At 39.6% G+C, this 21,000-nt stretch carries 18 protein-coding genes and 1 pseudogene; 2 read left to right on the top strand and 17 right to left on the bottom strand.

Annotated elements, in window-relative coordinates:
• Positions 1–22 precede the first annotated feature (22 nt).
• From I6N95_RS16170 to I6N95_RS16190, 5 genes are all read right to left on the bottom strand, one after another.
• Positions 23–451, bottom strand: a complete 429-nt coding sequence (locus I6N95_RS16170; protein ID WP_347340570.1) for a MarR family winged helix-turn-helix transcriptional regulator — start codon at positions 449–451, stop codon at positions 23–25.
• Positions 452–643: 192 nt separating this feature from the next.
• A complete protein-coding gene (locus tag I6N95_RS16175) occupies positions 644–3,172 on the bottom strand; it encodes an Ig-like domain-containing protein (RefSeq protein WP_209529847.1) in 2,529 nt (842 codons plus the stop codon).
• Positions 3,173–3,533: 361 nt separating this feature from the next.
• Positions 3,534–5,105: a leucine-rich repeat protein gene (locus tag I6N95_RS16180; RefSeq protein ID WP_209529849.1), complete on the bottom strand. Its 1,572-nt coding sequence runs from the start codon at positions 5,103–5,105 to the stop codon at positions 3,534–3,536.
• A gap of 18 nt (positions 5,106–5,123) precedes the next feature.
• A complete protein-coding gene (locus I6N95_RS16185) occupies positions 5,124–5,702 on the bottom strand; it encodes a hypothetical protein (protein ID WP_209529851.1) in 579 nt (192 codons plus the stop codon).
• Positions 5,692–7,164: a WxL protein host-binding domain-containing protein gene (locus tag I6N95_RS16190; RefSeq protein ID WP_209529853.1), complete on the bottom strand. Its 1,473-nt coding sequence runs from the start codon at positions 7,162–7,164 to the stop codon at positions 5,692–5,694. The genes I6N95_RS16185 and I6N95_RS16190 overlap by 11 nt, the downstream gene beginning before the upstream one ends.
• A 273-nt stretch (positions 7,165–7,437) precedes the next feature.
• Here I6N95_RS16190 and I6N95_RS16195 point away from each other — a divergent pair, with 273 nt between their 5' ends.
• Positions 7,438–8,235, top strand: a complete 798-nt coding sequence (locus I6N95_RS16195) for a hypothetical protein (RefSeq protein ID WP_209529855.1) — start codon at positions 7,438–7,440, stop codon at positions 8,233–8,235.
• 49 nt (positions 8,236–8,284) lie between these two features.
• On the opposite strand, the gene menE is transcribed toward I6N95_RS16195, so the two are convergent.
• Both menE and menB read right to left on the bottom strand, forming a co-directional pair.
• Positions 8,285–9,730 carry an o-succinylbenzoate--CoA ligase gene (gene menE, locus I6N95_RS16200; protein WP_209529856.1) on the bottom strand — a complete coding sequence of 482 codons (1,446 nt, stop codon included), beginning with the start codon at positions 9,728–9,730 and terminating at the stop codon, positions 8,285–8,287.
• A gap of 2 nt (positions 9,731–9,732) precedes the next feature.
• The gene (menB, locus tag I6N95_RS16205) at positions 9,733–10,545 is read right to left on the bottom strand and encodes a 1,4-dihydroxy-2-naphthoyl-CoA synthase (protein WP_430727546.1); all 813 of its coding nucleotides are present in this window, start codon (positions 10,543–10,545) and stop codon (positions 9,733–9,735) included.
• 155 nt (positions 10,546–10,700) lie between these two features.
• On the opposite strand from menB, the gene I6N95_RS16210 reads away from it, so the two are divergent.
• A complete protein-coding gene (locus I6N95_RS16210; protein ID WP_209529858.1) occupies positions 10,701–11,081 on the top strand; it encodes a PaaI family thioesterase in 381 nt (126 codons plus the stop codon).
• A 38-nt stretch (positions 11,082–11,119) separates the two neighbouring features.
• Here I6N95_RS16210 and I6N95_RS16215 read toward each other — a convergent pair whose 3' ends face one another.
• From I6N95_RS16215 to I6N95_RS16260, 10 genes and pseudogenes are all read right to left on the bottom strand, one after another.
• On the bottom strand, positions 11,120–11,824 hold the full coding sequence (locus I6N95_RS16215; RefSeq protein WP_209529860.1) for a helix-turn-helix domain-containing protein: 705 nt from the start codon (positions 11,822–11,824) through the stop codon (positions 11,120–11,122).
• A 151-nt stretch (positions 11,825–11,975) separates the two neighbouring features.
• On the bottom strand, positions 11,976–13,316 hold the full coding sequence (locus I6N95_RS16220; RefSeq protein WP_209529862.1) for an amidase: 1,341 nt from the start codon (positions 13,314–13,316) through the stop codon (positions 11,976–11,978).
• Positions 13,317–13,331: 15 nt separating this feature from the next.
• Positions 13,332–13,808, bottom strand: coding sequence for an NUDIX hydrolase (locus I6N95_RS16225; protein ID WP_209529864.1), 477 nt, complete (start codon positions 13,806–13,808; stop codon positions 13,332–13,334).
• 393 nt (positions 13,809–14,201) lie between these two features.
• Complete coding sequence (tnpB, locus tag I6N95_RS16230; protein ID WP_209529866.1) at positions 14,202–15,332, bottom strand: IS200/IS605 family element RNA-guided endonuclease TnpB; 1,131 nt, start codon at positions 15,330–15,332, stop codon at positions 14,202–14,204.
• Between the two features lie 25 nt (positions 15,333–15,357).
• Positions 15,358–15,759: pseudogene (gene tnpA, locus I6N95_RS16235) on the bottom strand (IS200/IS605 family transposase).
• 177 nt (positions 15,760–15,936) lie between these two features.
• Positions 15,937–16,914: a LacI family DNA-binding transcriptional regulator gene (locus I6N95_RS16240; protein WP_209529868.1), complete on the bottom strand. Its 978-nt coding sequence runs from the start codon at positions 16,912–16,914 to the stop codon at positions 15,937–15,939.
• Between the two features lie 115 nt (positions 16,915–17,029).
• Positions 17,030–17,497: a RidA family protein gene (locus I6N95_RS16245; RefSeq protein WP_209529870.1), complete on the bottom strand. Its 468-nt coding sequence runs from the start codon at positions 17,495–17,497 to the stop codon at positions 17,030–17,032.
• Positions 17,498–17,507: 10 nt separating this feature from the next.
• The gene (locus I6N95_RS16250) at positions 17,508–18,584 is read right to left on the bottom strand and encodes an alanine racemase (RefSeq protein ID WP_209529872.1); all 1,077 of its coding nucleotides are present in this window, start codon (positions 18,582–18,584) and stop codon (positions 17,508–17,510) included.
• The gene (locus tag I6N95_RS16255; RefSeq protein WP_209529874.1) at positions 18,584–19,681 is read right to left on the bottom strand and encodes a DUF871 domain-containing protein; all 1,098 of its coding nucleotides are present in this window, start codon (positions 19,679–19,681) and stop codon (positions 18,584–18,586) included. The genes I6N95_RS16250 and I6N95_RS16255 overlap by 1 nt, the downstream gene beginning before the upstream one ends.
• Positions 19,674–20,975, bottom strand: a complete 1,302-nt coding sequence (locus I6N95_RS16260; protein WP_209529875.1) for a PTS sugar transporter subunit IIC — start codon at positions 20,973–20,975, stop codon at positions 19,674–19,676. Before I6N95_RS16260 ends, I6N95_RS16255 begins: the two co-directional genes overlap by 8 nt.
• Positions 20,976–21,000: the final 25 nt, after the last annotated feature.

Below are 21,000 nucleotides of genomic sequence, written 5' to 3' on the forward strand. Positions count from 1 at the left end.
ATTCGCTTCTTTCTTTTTTGGTTTAATCCATGGTGGTGATATTTTGGTAAATGATCCCTAAGACAGTTATTAATTCCGCTTTTTGAGCGTCATTAATTCCCTGATAAAACTGTTCGAGAACTGCTTTTTTATTGGTTTGACATCCTTGAATAATCGCTTGTCCCGCCGGACTTATTTGAACGTAAACTTCCCGGTTATTTTGTGGATTTCGTTCCCGAGTGACATAGTGTTTCTCTTCTAATATTTTGAGATGGCGCGTCACAGCCCCTTGATCAATCTTTAATACTTTTTGTAACTCCCCCTGCAAGACTCGCTCTTTTTTTGCGAGTATCTGCAAGATTTCATAACGGGTTAAGCTAATATCTGTTTTCCGCTCAAAACATTGAGTCATTTGGTTGCCTAAACTTTTTAAGAGAAACAACAGCTCTTCTGATTGTTTACTTTGCTCCACCTTCTTCACCTCGATTCACTTGACTTAACAACCGTTGACAAGTCAACGATTGATCTATCATAACTTAATTTGAGTGAAAAAGCAACTAAGATGATTTAGAAATCGAGAACGGTTGTTAGTCAAGTGCCCTTTCTAGAGTATGGAAAAAGCAATAAATTCTTAGATTTACAAGAATTTATTGCTTCTATTTCATTATTCTACTACAACAGTTAAAGTCGAATTTTTGCCACTATTATTACTAATTTTAATTTCCATTGTCCCTTTACTTTCTGCTGTTATTGCAAGTGGTTTTCCATCAAAAGAACGGCCTATCCTTTTACCATTACTTACGATTTCAATATCTCCATCCCAAATAGCATTTTCTGGGGAGACACTTACCTTAAACGTAAATGTCTCTCCCACTTTAAGTTTACCACCTTCCGGCCCGATTATTTCCATCTTTGCGGGATAGTTTACAAACTTCTCAATTACATTTACTTCTTGGATATATTCTTTACCCGTAATCAAATTTTTGAAAATTATTTTTGATTGGCCTGCAATAAGCCTATTATTAGGGTTCGCATATATTTCATACTTATCTATATTGAAATATTTAGTTTTTCCTTCCTCCCTAATTGATAACTCATTAGAATAGAAATCACCTAAAATATGATTTTCTTCCAGACCAGGTATACTCACTTCAGGCTCCCAATATTCCTCAGGTTCCAGGAGTGGCAGAATCTCACTCTCTCTAAATGCAAGTAAACGGACTGCACTTGTATCTATCCATTTTTCACTTGTATCATTCAAATTGGTATTAAAAGACCAATTAAAAACATTATGATAGTCATTCCTTGCTAATTGTTCTACAATACTAAAATACTCACCATACTCCTTAACATAGTTACATATTTTCACTTTATAATTTCCAATTTCTTTTATAGGAATTATTAAATTAGTCATATCATTTGGCAACTCACTGACATCATAATAATAATAATCTGTCGCCTCTATTGTTTTTCGTGTTCTCTGTCCAAATCTCTCATCACCTTTTGAAGTAGTACTCTTATTACTGTTTGAAGCCAACAAATCGAGTGAGGCCATTGTTTTTTTATCCTCGCGTTGAATTGTCACAATATAGCCCAGCTCATTTTTTTCTATCGGAAGAGCTAGATAGTCTGTTCCCGATGTATTAGTTTCAAAATAAGTTTTTCCTAGCTGGATTGTCTTAGCACTGCTTAACGTTTTTCCAGTTGGTTTTTCTATGTGAATAAAAGCTATACTTTTTTCTATATTACCAGTCTTTGCGCTAATTTGTACAATCCCTTCCCCTTTCGCAGTTACAACACCATTACTATCAACTGTTGCAAGACTATTATCATTCGACTTCCAGTCAACGTTGCCTAAAGTTCCATTTTCAGGATAAACTTTTATGCCTAGTTCCCTCTTTTCGCCAACTTTCATCGCCCATTTATTTTGAGAAGTAACATCTATTTTTGTTAAGGGAACACTGGTACTCTGATAAGTATCATCCACGTCAATCATACGAGTAGTATATTGATAGGTGAAGGGTTGACTATCTTTCATAACCCCTTTAACAGTAATCGTATATTTCGTATTACTTTCTATTTGAAAATCGTTGTTAGGCTTAAATATTAACGATGAATAGCCACCTGTTGCATAATATCCTGGCACCGCATTCCTCACCGAAACTTCACCACCACTGGAATCATTTGTTACTCTTGCAACTTTTCCCGTCCGTTGATTCAATATTTCAACTTCTGGATTAGCAGTAATACTATATTTTTTTTCATTAAAATGAATAGACCATCGCATATTTTTTTCGTATTTACTCTTTTTAGCTGGATCTGTACTATTTTTATAATCATCAGTGTTATATGGGTTTTCACGATTATATAATTGAAGCGGAAAATAGTCTTGTGTTGGCCATTGAGTAATAAAATCATCGGTATATCTTCCAGCAATGCCTTTATAATCACTTTTCGTATACAGTGAGGTATAAAAATTTTCAGAAGAATTAAAGCCTTCTTTAGAAGATTTCGCGTAACCTGCACCGAACGATACAGCTTGCATTCCCATAATTCCAGCACGATGTCCCGCGGTCTTATTATTTCCATAATCAGTAATAAAACTATCTAAATGGTAATTTAACGAATACTCTTTTATTGATGAATGAATATTTGATGCACTAGCCGACTCTCCCGCCGTAAGCCAAAAACTTTGCGGCATATCATTCGGCTTAGTTAAACTTGCCAATCCATGTGTTTGTGTTCTAACTGAAGCCATTCCAATGGCACCATGTTGAGCAAAAGAAACATCAGCTGTTGAAAGTGGAATAGCTTTCAGGTTCGCAAGCTCCCGATAAAAATTAAGTTGTTTGCTCAAAGTCTGCTGAATAACTGGATTAAATGTCCCTAAATCATATACACCATTCTCCAAAATTGGATTTTTAGTAAATTTACTAACCGTTGGTATATTCATTGCCTCATTGTAGTTCTTTTGAATTACTTTAATTTTGACAACTTCCTCTTCTGGTAAAACTATTACTTTCTTTGAAAATTTCTTTTTTTCATCATTATGTATTTCTTCACTAACTGGCTCTAATGCTTCTTCTGAAAATAAAGGCTCTTTCAATTGCTCAGCAGAATATACCGTTTCAAAACTCTTAGCCCCTAAAATAAACACCCCTAAAACCACGAGCACCTTTCCAAACCCTTTCATCACTAAAATCCTCCTTATTTTTAAAAATTATTAATTCAACTTACCTGAACTCCCTTTAACAAAATAAAAATATCACAATCTCAAAATGCAATGCAACTCTTTTCCTATCTTGTTCAAAAATGAGATCTTTTTAATAACAATTATTCCACTTAATGAAATTCGCTTTCCCGATAGCTAAACTATCAGTGTAAGCCGTTTGAACATTTTTTTATCACTAAACAATAACAGATAATTACGATCAACATTTTTTATAAGGATCTTTAATAGAACTAGCGATTTCTTTCTATTTTTCTCCAAAAAAAAACACAGATAGATTCATCTGTGTTTCTTTCATTTTCATCAATGTGTTGCAAAAATTTAACTATTCAACTTCCATTTCCAACGTCCACTCTATTTGAGTTGTTTGACTACCTGTTGCTTCAAAACTTGCTGGAATTGTTAAAGTTGGATTCAACTTAACCTCGTAATTTTCAGCTTTAGCTGTGCCGCTAGTAAACAAGTTTTTCTTTGTTTGATCGATTGACACGTTGCTGACAACTGATGCATTTGCTGAAGTACCTTTTAAGGTTACATTCATTTTTTTATCAAGGTAATTGGTATCTTTGTAATTGACACCAACTTTCCACCCAGTACTTTTATCCGTACGAGTATCATTAACTTTTACTTTAGAAACTGACTGGCTTTCATCTTCGACAGTCGTTTTGCTAGTTCCATCTAAAACGATTTCTTTAAAGACCATCTTAGCATCGGTTGAAATAGCACCAAAACTAACAGATCCCACTGCTTGTTTTTCTAATAACTTAATAGTCGCTTCGGATGTTCCTGTGGAAGGTTTTGGCGTTTCAGTATCTTGTTTCCACTTAGCAGTTAAGGTGATGTCTCCCTTTCTAGCAGGTGTAGATAATTCACTTTGTAAATACGACTCACCATTACTCCCACTCCAACCATCAAAAATGAAACCTTCTTTAATTGGTGCTTTAAAAATATTAGTTGCTATTCCCGTTGTAATGGCCGAAGTAAAAGTAATTTTTTCTACATGATCTGCAAAAAATGCCTGATAACCAAATGCTTCATTTACAGTTATCCCTTCAGGTAATCTAACTTCTACCAAACCAGAACCTTCAAAAACTTGATCTTCAATTGATGTTACAGTATCTGGAATGTTGATAGTCTTCAATAGTACGCAATCAAAAAATAAATTACGACTTAACTTAGTTATATTTGCTGGTAATACTGCACTTGATAACGACTTGTTTCCATTAAAAGCATATGCTCCTAAATTATTGACACTATTTGGTATTACTATTGCCTTCAAAGTCGTACAATTTTGAAAAGCAAACGTCCCAATTGTCTCAATACCTTCTTTCATAGTAACATTAGTTAATGATTCGCACCCCATAAAAGCTTGATTATCTATTGTTATTAAAGTGCTAGGCAAACTAATAGACTTGAGGCCAGTACCACTAAATGCATTTATTCCAATAGTACTAAGCCCTTCACTAAAGGTGACACTCTCCATCATTTTACGTTTGTAAAATGCGGCTCTGCCAACCTTTTTAATAGATTTGGGAATAGTCACAGATTTTACGGTATCTTTTTCATCTGAGAAAAGAACTAATCCTTGATCGGCAACCTCTGTTACAGTATATTCTATACCATCATTACTTACCTTTTCCGGGATTACTAAATTTTCAGGTAAACCATTTAAACGATGAGTAACAATCGCCACTTCTTTTGTCGTAGCATTCGTTACACTGTAGCCAATATTATTATTATCATAAAACTCAGCTGATGCCTTAACTTTTGCTTTTTCTTCAATCGGTACAATCGTCTCTTGGGTAACTCCTTCAGCTCTCACCTCAGAGCCGCCAATCGTCAAGGCTGCTGCGCCGAAAACTAATACACTACTAAATAAAATAATATGTTTTTTCATCATGATCTCCTTTTGTTCTTAGATTTCAGGTGTCAGCGTCCATTCTAGTCTCGCTGAATACTCACCACTTGTATTTAATGATGCAGGGATTGTTAAGGTTGGATTTAAGGTAACTTCCTTATTTTTAACGCCTGCTTCGTATTTCCCGCTGAAGACTAGTTGACTTCCAGTACCAACTGTTGGAGAGTTGTGCGTGTGAGTACCGCCACCAGAAACATTAGCACTTGCTAGTTTCAAGCTCAAACCATTTTCAATAAAACCATTAGCTGTAGTCGTTATGTCTCTAACATTAACAGTATATTTGCCTTCTTTGGCTACATTCTGGCGTGTGTCTGACAACTTAATTTTAGCTGTTCCTGGTGTGTTTTCTTTCGCTGTTAGTAATGCACCAGTTAATGTTGTATCCGCAAAATTAATTTTGGCACTGGTTGTCACATCAACAAAGCTAATAGCACCAGTAGGTTCAGTCGTGCCTCCCTCTTTAATCATGACAGATGCATCAGATGTTCCTGATTCAGCGTTAACTGCCATTGGGGCAATTAACATTGCTCCCGTACTTGCCACTATTAAACCTGCTAACATTTTTTTATTCTTCATCCTGTTTACCTCTTTCTGTTTTTATGAATACGGTCGTGGCACATAATAGAATGACACTTCCTAGTGATACCAGTTGCTTGTTTGTTGTCTCACCTGTTTGGGGCAATGTTTTTTTACCTGTACTGACTGTTTTACCAGTTGTTCCACTAGTCGTTTTACCAGTCGTTGTTTTACCCGTTGTTGTTGTGTTAGTGGTTGTATCACTAGTGGTAGTGTCACTGGTTGTCGTATCGTCAGTCGTTGACGATGATGACTGTGTTTCTGTGGTACCTGTTTCTTTGGGCTTAATGAGAATCGTGGCATCACTGAGACCGTTGTTTCCTTCAGTTTCAGCCGATGCTCGGTGACCTAAGGTGAAGCCTGATACAGCTAATAAAAAAATCAATACTTTTTTCGACTGTTTTTTAGTCCGTTTTCTTTTTTTCATTTTTTTAGTCTCCATTGTTTCTTTTGACTTTTCTTGCCATTTCTTCTGCCTGTATAACAAACACCCTATAACGAACACCGCCACCAGAAATGCTGCAGCTAGTCCATAGATTCCCAAATTGGTTTGTTTTTTGAAAACCAGTTCGTCATTTAATTCTTTTGCTTCTTTCCCCGTGATCTCAAACTCTTCTTTCCAAGTCTCATTAAGATCTTCTGCCTTAGCAGTCAGCTCTAGATAATACTTGCCTGCCTTAAATTCATTAGTGCCTAATGAAATGGCATAATCGAAGCTTGAGTTTGGTGCTAACTTCATCTCTTCTTGCTTTTCCTCATACACTGCTTGACCATTTTTCTTAAACACTTTAGCTTCAAGTGTTAACCCTCGCAAAATAGCAGCTTGGGGGTTTTGCAGGCGGGCTTTAATGACATTTTCAAAGCTTTGTTGGCCAATTGTGACCCCTTTAAAATTTAATTTATTTGGGATGACTGTGTCATTCTGCCATAGTTTAATTGGAATAACATAAGAAAAGACGTTGCTGATACCTGATTGTTTCTGGTTTTCTTCGGATAATTTTTCCGAGACCCGAATACCACCAAGAACAATACCATCAAAGGTTTCTCCTGGCATCGTCACAGCGACTTCTACTTTTCCGACACTACCTCCATCGACCTCAATCGTCTCCTCCACTTTAGCTAGATCTGTCAGCTGATGTTTTAAGGTCTGATCGTACTCCTTTGCGTCATGCTGGTATTCAATCACCCCATGATCATTGGTAATCGCATTTTCAATAACCGTTGCAAAAGTCATCTTTTCAGCTGTATTATTGTGAATTTCCAACTGCAAGGTCTGCTTGCCATCTGGGCTTAGTTGGATATCGAAATAATCGGCAACATCTTTTCGCTGATTTTCAGTTAGGAGTGGTTTTACGAAATACGTCGCCTGATTGTCCTCAGCATAAGCAACATTGGGTAGTATCAAAGAAAAAAGAACTGTTAGCAACCACCATCTTATTTTCTTCCCTTGTATAATTATCACCCCTTTTTAAACTATTGTAACACTCTCATTTTTAAAAGTCTATGTGATTTAGCCTGATGTCTTAGGAGCGGTTTAATTAAGCCATTACTGATCAGATTTGATCTTGCTTTCGCCCCTTGTGATTTCGGCTGACAATTCGATTATTTTATGTAATATCCGTTATGTTATACAATGGAATTAGCGCAATAGTCAAAGACTCAACATAAGGTTCTGTTATCTTTCACCAACCAAGCTAGCACTGCTACAACCGTCATCTTACAAGGAGGAATCATCATGAAAAATAAATTACTCTGGGTCCTTTTGGTTTTTACCCTGATTTTAACCGCCTGTCAACACCCAACAAATGAACCTAACCAAGAATCCACCGCCAGCAGTTCACTTTCTGAAAGCACCACTGGGGAAACTAGTACCACCTCGACCAGTTCTAAAGCATCTGAACAAGCAATAAGCGACCCGGAAAAACAAGCTCAAGAGATACTCAAATCATTGACGGAAACCTTAGCGACTGCTTTACCGCAAAAAATATTAACGGCAAATGATGGTCAGTTCTTAAGTGCCACCATAACCCAAGACCATTCTCTAACAGTGAATTATTACGCCGAAGACCATCCTATTCCTTTAAATGATACTCAATTACAATCATTAACAGCGATCGCCCGCTTCGTCAAAACAACTTACGCCACTGAAGCAGAAGCAAAAGAAGCCGTCAACTACGTCCCAGTTAACACCGCTGGTCAAGCAGTCGATTTAGGCCACGCCATCACTGGTTATCAAGATGCTGGTGCCGGCTCTGTTTTCTTAAGTTGGCAAGAGGGCAACTGGTCCTTATCGGTTCGCGGCATTAACTTAGAGGGGGAAGATCCACTACCACTAGCCAAAGAGGTTGTGGCACAACTTGAAAAGGTCAGTCTCCCTGCCCCGAAAATAGTGGGACAAATCAACTTGCAAGTCTCCAATAAAGAGGGGGCTATGGGCGCTAACACGCTCACTTGGCAGGAAGGGAACGTGGTCTACTTGCTTGAACATCACGAGCCTCTCCAAGTGATTGAAATGGCCTTATCCTTAAACTAAAACCAACCCCAACAGCTTTCCCTCTTATCGGGGAAGCTGTTGGGGTTGATCATTCATGAACGTAAGTGTCAAGGACGGTCAATTGAGTTAACCGATTCTTTTGTAATTTTCCTAATGAATTGCGAGGTAAGGCCGCTACTTGATAATAGACTTTTGGTCGCTTAAAAGCACCTAAGTGGGGGCCGATCTGTTTGTTCAGGTCTATCGCTTTTAATGGCGTATTATTTTGAGTTACCACATAAGCCACAACCTTTTCCCCCCAATAATCATCCGCCTCGCCAATGACGGCTGCCTCTTTGATGCCTACCACTGCTTGCAAGACGTTTTCCACCGCTAAAGGATAGACATTTTCGCCACCAGAAATTATCAACTCTTTCTTGCGGCCTACCACATACAGAAATCCTTCATCATCCAAATAGCCTAAATCCCCTGTTATAAAAAAGCCATCGGCTGTTTTGGCCATCTCCCCATTCAGATAACCTGGGGAAACATTGGGACCTTTAATCAAAATCTCGCCAACGCCAGCTTCGCCCTCCCTAATTTTGACTTCAACAGGAAATAAGGGCTGACCACTAGAACCTTGTTTGCGCTTGGCATCACGGCTGTTTAAAGCCAATACTTGCGACGCTGTCTCCGTCATGCCAAATGATTGAATAACAGGTAAATCAGCTTTATGACATTGAGCCAATAAAGGGGCGGTCATGGGAGCTCCTCCTAGGAGAAGGCAGCGCAAAGAGCGATTGCTCAAGAAGGCTGGCTGTTTCAATAAAGCCGTTAACATGGTCGGCACTAAAGACAGATGAGTGATCTGTGCGGTATTAACTAGTTCCCCAATTAATGTCGGCTCAAATTTTCCAACTAAATACACCGTATTGCCATATAGAAGGCTTTTATTCATGATGGAATAGCCACTAATATGATACAGCGGCACTGTCAACAGCCAGCGATCCTCAGGTAACATGCCTAGGTTTAACGCTGATCCTAAGGCGCTGGCCAAGTGATTCCCAAAAGTTTGTTTTACCCCTTTGGGAACGCCAGTAGTACCTGAGGTAAACATAATCGTGTTAACCTGTGACGGTTCGTAATGAGTAACTGGCACAAAATCACCCGTGAGCTCCCCTGAACTTTGCCAATCTCCCAAGACGACGTTTGGACATTCAAGAGTGGCTACTTGCTGGGAAAACTCCTTCTCATAAATCACCAGCTCCGCTTGCGAAATATTGATTTGCTGACGGATTTCACTTGAGCTTAAGCGATTGTTTAAGATTACCACTTCCACCATTAAATGGTGAAAGGAAGCCAGTAGCAAATAAAAGTCAGCGGTATTCCCACCAATTACCGCCACTCGTTTTAATTCAGGAGCTTGGTGATGGATCTTGGTAGCTAATTTAAGAGTTGTCTCCGCCAACTCACGAAAAGTCCAGCACTGCTGATCAGCTACTAATGCGATGTGATTGGGGCTGAGACGCCCGCGTTTTATTACCCAATTTTCCATGATTACGGGAATTTAGGGAATTGATCGAAATCAGGCTCGCGTTTTTCCAAAAAGGCATTTTTCCCTTCTTTGCCTTCATCGGTTGTGTAATAAAGCATAGTGGCATCGCCAGCAAATTGTTGCAAACCAGCTAAACCATCTGTGTCAGCATTCATGGCTGCTTTAATAAAGCGCAAAGCTGTCGGACTCTTCTTCAACATTTCCTCTGCCCAAGAAATCGTCTCCGCTTCCACTTGATCCAATGGCACAACCGTGTTAATCCAGCCCATTTCAAGTGCTTCCTGAGCGGAGTACTGTTTGCACATGAACCAGACTTCTTTAGCCTTTTTATGACCAATCACACGAGCTAAATAACCTGAACCATAACCAGCATCAAAACTGCCCACATTTGGTCCTGTTTGCCCAAAGACCGCATTATCAGCTGCAATCGTTAAATCACACACTAATTGCAACACATTGCCCCCTCCGATTGACCAGCCTTTAACCATGGCAATAACCGGTTTTGGAATAACACGAATCAGACGTTGCAAGTCCAGTACATTTAAACGGGGAATATTATCTTCGCCAATATAGCCACCGTTCCCTCGAACACTTTGATCTCCTCCAGAACAAAAGGCTTTGTCGCCTTCACCTGTTAGAATAATTACACTGATTGAGGCGTCATCTCTTGAAATCGTAAATGCCTCAATCATCTCTGAGACAGTCAATGGTGTAAAGGCATTATGCACCTGCGGGCGGTTAATTGAAATCTTCGCAATCGCCCCTTGTTTTTCAAATAAAATATCTTGATACTCTTTAATAGTTGTCCAATTCATCAGCTGAACTTCCTTTCCATAACTACCATATTATACACGATTTCGCCTAAAAGTTTGAAGGAAAAGCATTTTTGTGGTTTAATGAAACGATACAACACACATAACAATCAACTGGAAAGTATCAGATACTTTCTACTAATAAAAAGAGGGAAACCATGACTATGATGGAGTTTTTAGGAATTAAAGAAGAATTAGTATCAGGGGATAAAGTCATTCTTTCCTTGCCGATCACTAAAGAGTTACTGCAACCTTACGGCTTAATGCACGGAGGCGTCTCCGCTATCTTAGCCGAGACAGCTGCCAGTCTTGGGGCCAAAGCTGGACTTGAATCAACTGGTAAGATACCTGTCGGCATGGATATCCAGACCCGTCATCTCAAAAGCACAGGTCTCGGCTCAATCACCGCTACCGCTTTACCACTTAGTCGAGGGAAAAAAGTCCACGTCTGGGAAATTACCATCACCGATCAAAAGGGTGTCACCATCAGCCACAGCACCTGTAGTTTAATGATTATCGACCAACCAAGACACGCCTAAAAACAGCGATTAATCCCTATCGATTAATCGCTGTTTTTTTAGAAATTAACTTCTGCCCACATCAATTCTGTTTTATCTCGCAACTGATCGATTTCTTGCTGATGTTCTTTCAGACTTTCAACAATTGCTGCTTTGGTTGTTTTGGTATAAGCAGATTGGTTTAAGGTCTCATCAAACTGATTAGCTTTGTTCAGCCAAATATCAGAGACAGGTGAATCAAACAATAATAGTTTGACTTGTTTGTCACTGGTCATCGTTAACATCATTCCTTGTTGAGTGGTAGTAATCGCCAAGGGTTGAGGTCGGTCTAAAAACCGCGGCCTTTTTTTCTCAATATTATAGATCGTTTTCCCATCCATATCAGCTAGCGTATAGCCTGTCGGTGACGTTTCCCAACTAGCTAACTCGTTATATTGAGCGGTCGCTTGTCGATACCAATATAAATTGACTCCCATAAAAACAAGTAGTAAGACAGATAGTGCCAAAATACCTTTCATCACAAACCTCATTCGTTTACTGCTTTTTGAAACTGATTCAACCATGCTGACATCCTCCCGTAATAATGTGTCCAGGGATATCTCCAACAAATCGCTGAGTGTCACAATCATCCGTAGATCTGGATAATTACGTCCCACTTCCCAGCCTGAGATCGTTGAGCGAGACACGTTTAGCAAGGTCCCAAGTTGTTCTTGAGTTAACTCTTTGCGCAGACGGTATTCCTTAATTTTTTCACCGATTTGCATCTGTACACCCCCTTCTTTTTCATTATTGGGCATGACTATAAAAAACACTAGCCACTTATCTCGTCAGGCTTATTTTTCGCCTGACACGTATCGTGTCACCTTTAATTGCAAGGGATTGTCACTTGTGCTCACAGGAGAAAAAATAACAACCTTATCGAATTATAGGAAGCTGACGATGAACGTCACTCACTTGTTGAAAGGCCCGACCAATATCAATTAATTTTTGCTCAGAAAAACGATTGGCGATCAACTGAATCCCAATAGGTAAGCCTGTTTTTTGCGAAAATCCAATTGGCATCGTCAATACTGGCACCCCTCCATTAGAAAAAGGTTTATTGAAACGTGGAGACCCTGTCGTCTTTAGTCCTTGCGGTGCTGTGGTCGGCGTTGCTGGCGTCACTAAAACATCCACTGCTTGCAATAATTCAAATAGTTGTTGCTGATAATCCCATCGTAGCGCTTGCGCCTGTAAATAATCAGTCGCAGTATAAGCTAAGCCGGCTTCAATGTCAGCCCTTAATTCAGGGCTGTATAGTTCTTTCTGTTGCGGATAGTCCCGATGATAGGCGGCCGTTTCAGAATCAACAACAATGCCATGGGCTTCATTTGCTGCCGCAAATAATTTAGGCATTTGAGCGGTGCCAATTGTAAAACCACATTTTGCAAGGAGTCGAATAGCCGCTTCAAAAGCCTGCATCACCTCTGGACTGCCTTGAAAATAGTCATCCGTTACAACAGCCAGATGGTAAGAGTTCTCCCCTAAGGACAATTTCTGCTTTCTAGCTGAAATCGTTGTGTCATCTCTGCTATCCTGACCAACTAATTGATTGTAAACCAACGTGACATCCTCCACCGTCCTCGTAAAAATCCCCACAGTGTCAATGCTCCAGCTGGCTGGAATAATTCCTGATTTTGATAGTTGACCATAAGTTGGTTTCAAAGCTGTCACTCCAGTATAAGCTGCAGGCCGAATAACTGACCCTGAAGTCTGGGTACCTATCGCAAATAATGCCATACCACTGGAGACCGCTGCCGCTGAACCTGAACTGGAACCTCCAGGTGTATGCTCATTGTTCCAGGGATTACAAGTAGCGGGTGCACCGCCTCCGCTAGCAAATTCTGCCGTGGTAGTCTTACCAAAAAGGAGGGCTCCCGCCGTCGTTAATTGTTCAATAACAGTGGCATCACGAGTGGGAATAAAACCATTCAACGTTTTGGAGCCGGCTTCCGTTGGGATTCCCTTTGTATAAATGATATCTTTTACCCCATAAGGGATACCAGTTAGTGTTGCCCCTTTGACTAAGCCTTTCTGATCTATTTCAGCGGCTCTTGCCAATAAGGTTGCCACTGGCTGAACGTAAGCCCAAGCCTTGATTTTCGGTTCTAATTTAGCTTGTCGCTGGATAAAAAACTCGGTTAACTCACGAACAGACAACTCTTTTTTCTGCAATTTGGCAACTACCTTAGCAATCGTTAGTTCCTCAGCAATCATCGCTTTCCCTACTTTCTATTTTAAACCTTTAACAAGTGTTGGATAAATTTCTTTTAAGAAATAAGTGAGCGCCAGTCGTTCATGCTTCACCATCTTGTCTGGCAATGCTTCTGGAGCGAAAAAAAGACAATTCGTCGTTTCATTCGTCTCAGTAATGATCTCTCCAAAATAGTTTTCCGTGTAAAAACAGATCATCACAAACGAGCACTGGTCACCATTAGGATAAGTATAGAAACAGTCTTCACCACTGAGCACATTGTACAGAGTTACCTCTTTTGTCTGTAAGCCAGTCTCTTCCAATAGTTCTCGCTTAGCCGTCTCTTCAACGGCTTCATTTACTTCAACTGAACCAGCAGGTAACCCCCAGAACTGGTTATCACTTCGTTCTATCATCAAAATCTCTTTTCGCTCGTTCAAAACGATCAACGATACTCCAGCAACAACTAAAGGGATATGACCAACCCGTTGTCGTAAGTCCATTAAATACTCCATCTACTTCCTCCTCCTTAGTCAATCCGCAGGTTGACTTATCTGCTTGTCCATTAATTATACCAAATTTAGTAGTTAGACTGGCAATTTTGTAACCAAAAAAACGCCGGAGATAGTTAATCCCAAACGTTTCTCCGCTAACTGTTAGTTTCATCATAATTTGATCGGTTAATACTAGATAGTTTCCATTACATAATCCTTCTTCATCGTTAAACTTTCCGCTGAAAAAAAGCTGAAAGTGTCTCTCTTGAGTCTTACTCCTTACCTTGAACCTCTCATGACTAAAGTCACAAGATTCTTGGGAAAAAAGCATACTTGATAGCGTATTTCTTTACTATCAGCGGTGTCTTTTATTTACCAAGCTATCCCCGCAGTTCCTACGGTTAGTGAGTTTATCTAGGCTAATCTTAGACCTTCGGTCAAGATATTGATACTAGCATTAATATCTCGATCGTGATGAGTATGACAAATAGGACAAGTCCATTCTCTCATTTCAAGAGATTTCTTGCCGTCTTTATGGCCACATGCTGAACAAATTTGACTAGATGCAAACCATTTGTCTACTTTGATTATTTCACGCCCATACCAGTCAGCCTTGTACTGTAATTTAGTCACAAAACTGGACCAAGAGACATCGGATATACTTTTGGCTAGCTTATGATTACGCAACATCCCTTTTGTGCTTAAGTCTTCAATACAAATAATATCGTGATTTTTGATGATTTCTGTACTCAACTTATTTAGAAAGTCACTGCGTTGATTCCTTATTTTTTCAGACAGTCTAGCTACTTTTCGCTTTTGTTTTTGATAATTTTTAGCTTCAAACAAATCAATCCCGTTCTGTTTAGCTAATGATGCCCGTTTTGATAACTTCCGTTGTTCACGCTTTAGTTTCTTTTCCATTTTAGCTGCGAATTTATTGTTAGTGATTTTTTGACCATTAGAAAGAATCGCAAAATCTGTAATACCTAGATCAATCCCCACTGTTTTGTTTGCTGTTGGGAACTCAGTTATTTCCTCTTCACATTGTAACGATACGAAAAATTTACCACTGGCATTTCTACGGACAGTGGCACTTAAAATACGACCATTAACGTCACGACTCTTAGAAAATTTAACCAATCCTAGCTTAGGTAATTTCACCTTATTGCCTATAATAGCCACATTATTGTTTGTGTTTTTTGTGGTATAACTTTGAACAGGATTTTTCTTGCTTTTAAACTTAGGGGATTGAGTTTGTTTGTTGAAAAACCGATCAAATGATTCAGCTAAATTCTTAATAGATGATTGTAACGCGATACTATCAACTTCTTTTAACCATGATGTCTCTTCTGATTTTTTCATAGAAGGTAACATGGCAGAACACTTGCCATAAGATAAACCTTTACCCGTTTCCTTAAAGGATGTCTTCCAAGCATTTAACATATAATTATAGACAAATCTAGATGACCCCATTGTTTTATTGATTAAGATTTCCTGCTCGACGTTCGGGTACAATCTAAATTTATACGCTTTATGTCGTAACATTACCATTCACCTCGTTTGCTACTAGTTATTTCTTTTTTTGATGTTGTATGTAGTGTCTAATTTGCTCGTCTGTATTTTCACTAACTGTCGCGACAAAGTAGCTAGGAGTCCAAAGATGACCACCCCACAGACGCTTTTTAAGTTCGGGATACGCTTTCAACAAGAGCCGTGCAGACACGCCTTTAAATGCTTTCATTATATTAGGAATATAATGTTGAGGTTTGCATTCAATAAGTAAGTGAATATGGTCTTTATCTGACTCCATCTCAATGATTTGAATATCATTATCTAATGCAATCTGGTTTAATAATTTTTTAACATATGTATCAATGTCTCCGTGCAAAATATGATGTCTATATGTCACACACTAAACTAAATGATACTGTATAGAATAGACATACCCGCGACCATGATGTACTTCTGACATGAAAAAACCTCCTTGGAAATAGTTTAACATATGTCATCGTTAAATTCCAAAAAGATTTTAATAGATATGATATCGGTTGTTCAACATAGCTAAAACTATGCCACAACTGAAGCCGATTCATCTACACGACTAAAGTCGCGAGTGTTCTCGGCTATTGCATAAATAAATGATCCCGCCCTATTTCTCTCCTCGACGATAGTATATAGGTGAAAAACGGAAAACCTGCTGATTGTCTGTCTGATTGTTTAGACAGTCGATAATTTTGGTACAAATCTCAGCGATAGGGTGTTCGATCGTCATATAGATATCATCAAATAAATCAAACAATTCTAAGCCATCCACTGTGACAATATCAAAGTCTTTCCCATGGTAATGATACTCTTTTAAGGCTCTTAACAAGATTTTTAAGCAAGTATCATTTGAAGCAATAAACGCTGTTGGTACATAATTTTTACTTTTCAGTAATGTTTCTAATCGTTTTTTTAAGGTGGCTTCGCTGCCTGAAATAACGGTAGGCAAGACGCTCTCCTCTGAGGTCATGGCTTGATTGAAAGCTTGCAAACGTTCAACCCGCGGAGTCAAATACTCCACCAATGGCAGACTTAAGTAGGCTATTTGCTTATTTCCTCTGGCAACTAAGCTGGCGACACTCTCGGTGATGGCCTCTTGATTGTCTAGCAATACGCAGGCCCCTTTTTCTGAAGGGAGCCGATCCACATAAACGGTGGCAATATTATTGCGTTTCAATAATTGATAATGCTCTGGATTATTACTAACAGGGAAAATGACCACTTGATCCACGTCTTGGGAAATAGCCTGTTCGATCAGTAAACGTTCTTTCTTTTCATCGTCGGCTGAGTTGGAAATAATCACATGAATCTTTTCAGAATTCAAGCGTTTATCCATTTGTTGGACAATCTGTGTTGAAAAGGAGCTTTCTAAGTTTGCTACGATAATATTAAGCACGGTAATTTTTTTAAATTTCAAATTTCGAGCGCTACTTTTAGGAATGTAATTGGTTTCCTTGATGATTTTCTCGATTTTATCCTTGGTTTTGGCGCTCATAAATTTATAATTATTATTTAAATATTGCGACACAATGGTCTTAGAAACACCGGCCATTTCAGCAATATCTTTAATTGTTACTTGTCCCATTGTTGCCACCTTCTTTTTTTATCATGCCAGTTTTTCTGGATCAACTGATTTACCTAAACATTTTTTAATCAAAAAAACTATGAATGCTGTTTTACTTAGCATTCATAGTTTACCATTAGTACAACTCGACTATCAACTCAATTTCCACTGGTGTATCAAAAGGCAATGTATTAGTGCCAATTGCCGATCTGGCATGGCGGCCTTTTTCACCAAAAACATCTACTAAAAGCTGAGACGCACCGTTAATCACATAAGGTTGTTCAACATAATCATCAGTCGAATTGACAAATGCTAGCATTTTTACCACTTGTTTAATTCTATCCAAATCGCCTAATTCTTTTTTCAACACTGACAAAAGATTAACCACGACTTGTTGGGCAGCTGCTTGACCTTCCTCTAACGTCAGATCCTGCCCCAACTTGCCAGCATAAAGTAACTTCCCATTACGGCGACAGTCGCAACCTGAGGTATACAACACCTTGCCAACAATTTTTGCTGGGACATATTCGGCGACTGGTGTTGGTACTTCTTCTAAAAATAATCCTTTACTAGCTAACACTTCTTCGACTTTTGACATCTTCATCACATACTTTCTATTGAGTTTTGCCGCGAGCGGCGACTGATACGGCTTGTTGATCTAAATAATAGACATCATATAAATTAATGGTACTGCAAATATGATTGGGAATAATCTCTAAACGATCGCCGACTTGAATGGTTTCATCGGTTATCAGCAAAACGCCATGTTCTTCATTCATGCGCTCAAAAATCACCTTTGGATAGCCCTTTACCTGACCAAAGCCCCTTATAAGAGTCGGAAAAATTGTCGGTTGAACATCTGTGGCAAAAGCTTTACTGCCACCATCGATGATAAGTCGGTTGCCATGTCTGCTCACGACCGTCACAAGGACGGTTGCCGCGCAATCAACTTGATGGCACACGCCATAAGACAGTTGCATGGCATCGTTAAAGACATAGGTACCAGGGCGAACTTCGGTTACACCTTCCACAGCCAAAACACCGGCAATACTCAAAGAGGAACCGACACTCACATCCTCAATCTGGATTCCCGCTGCTCTAAGCTCTTTAGCCAAGGTAACCATCGCCGTTCCTTCTTCAATACCTGCAGAGTAGGCATCTTTTGTGGCCGTGCCATCTAATAGTTTAGAGCCGCGATACGTATAAATCCCTGTTAAGTTAAGCTGTTTAAACTGGCTGACAGTTTTGGCAAATGGGAGGGCTTCCTCCAGTTCAACACCTGTTCGTGCCAACCCAGTATTGATTTCCAAACGGACCTCCACAGAGATACCCGCGGCTTCAGCCAAGCGATTCAACTGTTCTGCCCCCGTCACGGTGTCCACACTAAAGATGAAACGCTCACTTTTTTGAGCCAGTGCTAGGCCTCGATTTATTTTGTCCGTTGAAACCAAAGGATAAGCTAAAAAGATATTGCGAATCCCCCCGTCAATCATGACTTCTGCTTCTCCAAGCTTGGCAACAGTAATCCCAACAGCGCCGTAAGCGAGCTGCCGTTTGGCAAGCTCAGGATTTTTATGAGTTTTAATATGAGGCCGTAGTTGAGTGCTTGGCGCATTCGCAACTTTTTCTGCCATCTGTGCCAAGTTATTCTCTAAAATCTGTTGATTAATCAACACTACTGGTGTTTCCATTAGCTCACGTCTTTTCTAAATTTAAACTTTTTCCAAGGGGTGATGTACGCCATCATAAAGGCTTCCTCTTGAGGAATGCGACCAATGACGTTCCACTGTCCTTGATTCTCTCGTTCTTTTAAGGCAATTTGTAATTCACCTGCATAAATCCCATAAGACTGATTAGCGATCACTATATCTCCTCTTTGGATTTTTTGCTGGCGCGGATTCTCGGCAATCACCTGCTTCTGATATTTGGAGCGGGGAGTCGTCGAACGCACCATGTAATTGGAAATATCTCCCCGTTGGAAGTGCAAGACGTCAAAACAAATTGCTTCTTCAATCGGGCTTAATTTGTCTGCCAACTCAATCGTCAAGGTCACAACATTGGGATTAATCAGAGCCAAAGCTTTTAGTTCTGACTCTGAGGCAAAAGCATTGCCGACAATGATATCATCAATCTCCGAGCAAGCCCACATGGCGCGAGCTTGTAGCTCCATCGGTAAATAGCGGTCGCGTTCAAGAGTCGGCTGCCCCTCACTAATGTCCCAGGGCCCATACTGGGCTCCTTGGGAGGTCACAAAAGCGGCAGTATGAAGCCCTTTTTCATGAAATTTACGAGTTGTCTCAATGAAAAAATCCTCGTCCAACCCTGTATAGGCTTGGGGATAAAAGTTATGACAACCCACAATCTGTTCTTTGTTAGGCTCAAAATCCAATATATTGGAAACATAACTCGTATCGTTACTTAAATTAACCTCAATCAATAATTTTTCTGGATTATAGGACATCAGCGCTTCTTCTGATCCTGAAAAACTACGGTCTAAACGAAAACCTGCCGCCCCTAGCTCTTGAAAGAAGGATAGATCGTCTAACTCAATTCCCATTTTGGCAAAAAATGAAGCATAGACATCTACATAGGTGGCCATTCCTTTTTGATTGCCATACGCGATTAAAGGTTGATAGTTAGCCAAGAGCTCTTCCTTACTCAACTCCGGTGATAAAAAACAGGTAAAGATTCGACTGTAACCATATTTAGCGGCCAAATCAATGTAAGCCATGTTTTCAGCATCTGTGGTTTTTTCTGGATAAATCGAAATCCCTAACTGCTTACTCATGTGACTCGCCTACTTCAATTTGATTTAAGTATTGTTTTTCCGCCGCCTTAAGGAATGGCATATAACAAACAATCGCCACAATAAAGTTCACTAAGGCTAAGGCGCCCCCACGCCAAGAACCCGTTGCCAAGAAGCCACCTATAATGGGTGGTGTAGTCCAAGGAACCATGACGACGGTTTTTGGCACTAATCCCATGCTCAATGCAGCATAAGAAATAACGGTTAAGATCATCGGGATGACTAAGAAAGGAATAAATAAAATGGGATTTAAGACAATCGGAAAGCCAAACATCACCGGTTCATTAATATTAAATATCCCAGGTGCTAATGATAATTTCGACACCACCGAATACGGCTTATTGCGTTTAGTAAAGAGGAGCACGCTGACGACTAAGGCCAAAGTGGCGCCCGTTCCCCCTAAATAGATAAAGGAATCAAAGAACGGTTTCGTGACGATATTCGGAATAGCCACACCATTTTGGAGAGCCGCAATGTTTTGATCAATGGCAGGTAAATAGACACTTTGCATGATCGGTTCTAAGACGCTCCCACCATTTAAACCAAAGAACCAGAAAAGATGATTTAGCAACACGATAATTAGAGCAGTTGGCAGTGTATTAGCCATTTTAACGATCGGGGCTTGCAATAGATCGTAAAAAGATTGATGAATATCACTGACACCAAAGAGGTCGAACAGGACTTTAAGCAAACCAAAAATAATAATCGTTAAGATTGCCGGAACTAAAGAGGCAAATGATTTAGAAACAGCTGGCGGTACACCATCGGGCATTTGAATTACCATCTTTTTGTTATTGCTTAAACGAATAAAAATTTCAGCTGAAATTAACGCAACGAAAATGGCAATAAATAAGCCTTGTGCGCCCATCCAAGAAAATGGTAACCCTAAATTTCCACCTTCTTCATTTTTTAATGGCAACATAATGGTCACCAAGGATGTTAAGGCAATCGCGCCAGTAGTAATTTGATCCTTACCGTAATTTTTTGCCAAAGCCGCCGCAATCGTAAAGGTTACCACTAAGGACATGATGTTAAAACTGCCTTGAGAAATATAACCTGCTAAGGTTTTCCATGAATCACCACCAAAGATACTGTTCATCATGTTTTGATACGCTTCAATCGGTAAATTATTCACCAAAACAGCTAATGACCCGATAATCATCATCGGCATGATGACGACAAACCCATCTCTAACAGCAACTAAATGCCGTTGAGCGCCGATTCTCGAGGCAATCGGCACAAACTTTTCATCTAAAAAATTGATAAACTTATTCATAATCAATCTCCTTTTCCCACATATT

This window comes from Vagococcus allomyrinae, assembly GCF_017829975.1.
GTDB lineage: Bacteria > Bacillota > Bacilli > Lactobacillales > Vagococcaceae > Vagococcus_D > Vagococcus_D allomyrinae.

Bases quoted from the DNA above. Each gene is read 5' to 3' on its own strand.
- I6N95_RS16175 (WP_209529847.1), bottom strand. From the start codon at position 3,172: ATGAAAGGGTTTGGAAAGGTGCTCGTGGTTTTAGGGGTGTTTATTTTA.
- I6N95_RS16180 (WP_209529849.1), bottom strand. From the start codon at position 5,105: ATGAAAAAACATATTATTTTATTTAGTAGTGTATTAGTTTTCGGCGCA.
- I6N95_RS16185 (WP_209529851.1), bottom strand. From the start codon at position 5,702: ATGAAGAATAAAAAAATGTTAGCAGGTTTAATAGTGGCAAGTACGGGA.
- I6N95_RS16195 (WP_209529855.1), top strand. From the start codon at position 7,438: ATGAAAAATAAATTACTCTGGGTCCTTTTGGTTTTTACCCTGATTTTA.
- menE (WP_209529856.1), bottom strand. From the start codon at position 9,730: ATGGAAAATTGGGTAATAAAACGCGGGCGTCTCAGCCCCAATCACATC.
- menB (WP_430727546.1), bottom strand. From the start codon at position 10,545: ATGAATTGGACAACTATTAAAGAGTATCAAGATATTTTATTTGAAAAA.
- I6N95_RS16210 (WP_209529858.1), top strand. From the start codon at position 10,701: ATGACTATGATGGAGTTTTTAGGAATTAAAGAAGAATTAGTATCAGGG.
- I6N95_RS16215 (WP_209529860.1), bottom strand. From the start codon at position 11,824: ATGCAAATCGGTGAAAAAATTAAGGAATACCGTCTGCGCAAAGAGTTA.
- I6N95_RS16220 (WP_209529862.1), bottom strand. From the start codon at position 13,316: ATGATTGCTGAGGAACTAACGATTGCTAAGGTAGTTGCCAAATTGCAG.
- I6N95_RS16225 (WP_209529864.1), bottom strand. From the start codon at position 13,808: ATGGAGTATTTAATGGACTTACGACAACGGGTTGGTCATATCCCTTTA.
- tnpB (WP_209529866.1), bottom strand. From the start codon at position 15,332: ATGTTACGACATAAAGCGTATAAATTTAGATTGTACCCGAACGTCGAG.
- I6N95_RS16240 (WP_209529868.1), bottom strand. From the start codon at position 16,914: ATGGGACAAGTAACAATTAAAGATATTGCTGAAATGGCCGGTGTTTCT.
- I6N95_RS16245 (WP_209529870.1), bottom strand. From the start codon at position 17,497: ATGAAGATGTCAAAAGTCGAAGAAGTGTTAGCTAGTAAAGGATTATTT.
- I6N95_RS16250 (WP_209529872.1), bottom strand. From the start codon at position 18,584: ATGGAAACACCAGTAGTGTTGATTAATCAACAGATTTTAGAGAATAAC.
- I6N95_RS16255 (WP_209529874.1), bottom strand. From the start codon at position 19,681: ATGAGTAAGCAGTTAGGGATTTCGATTTATCCAGAAAAAACCACAGAT.
- I6N95_RS16260 (WP_209529875.1), bottom strand. From the start codon at position 20,975: ATGAATAAGTTTATCAATTTTTTAGATGAAAAGTTTGTGCCGATTGCC.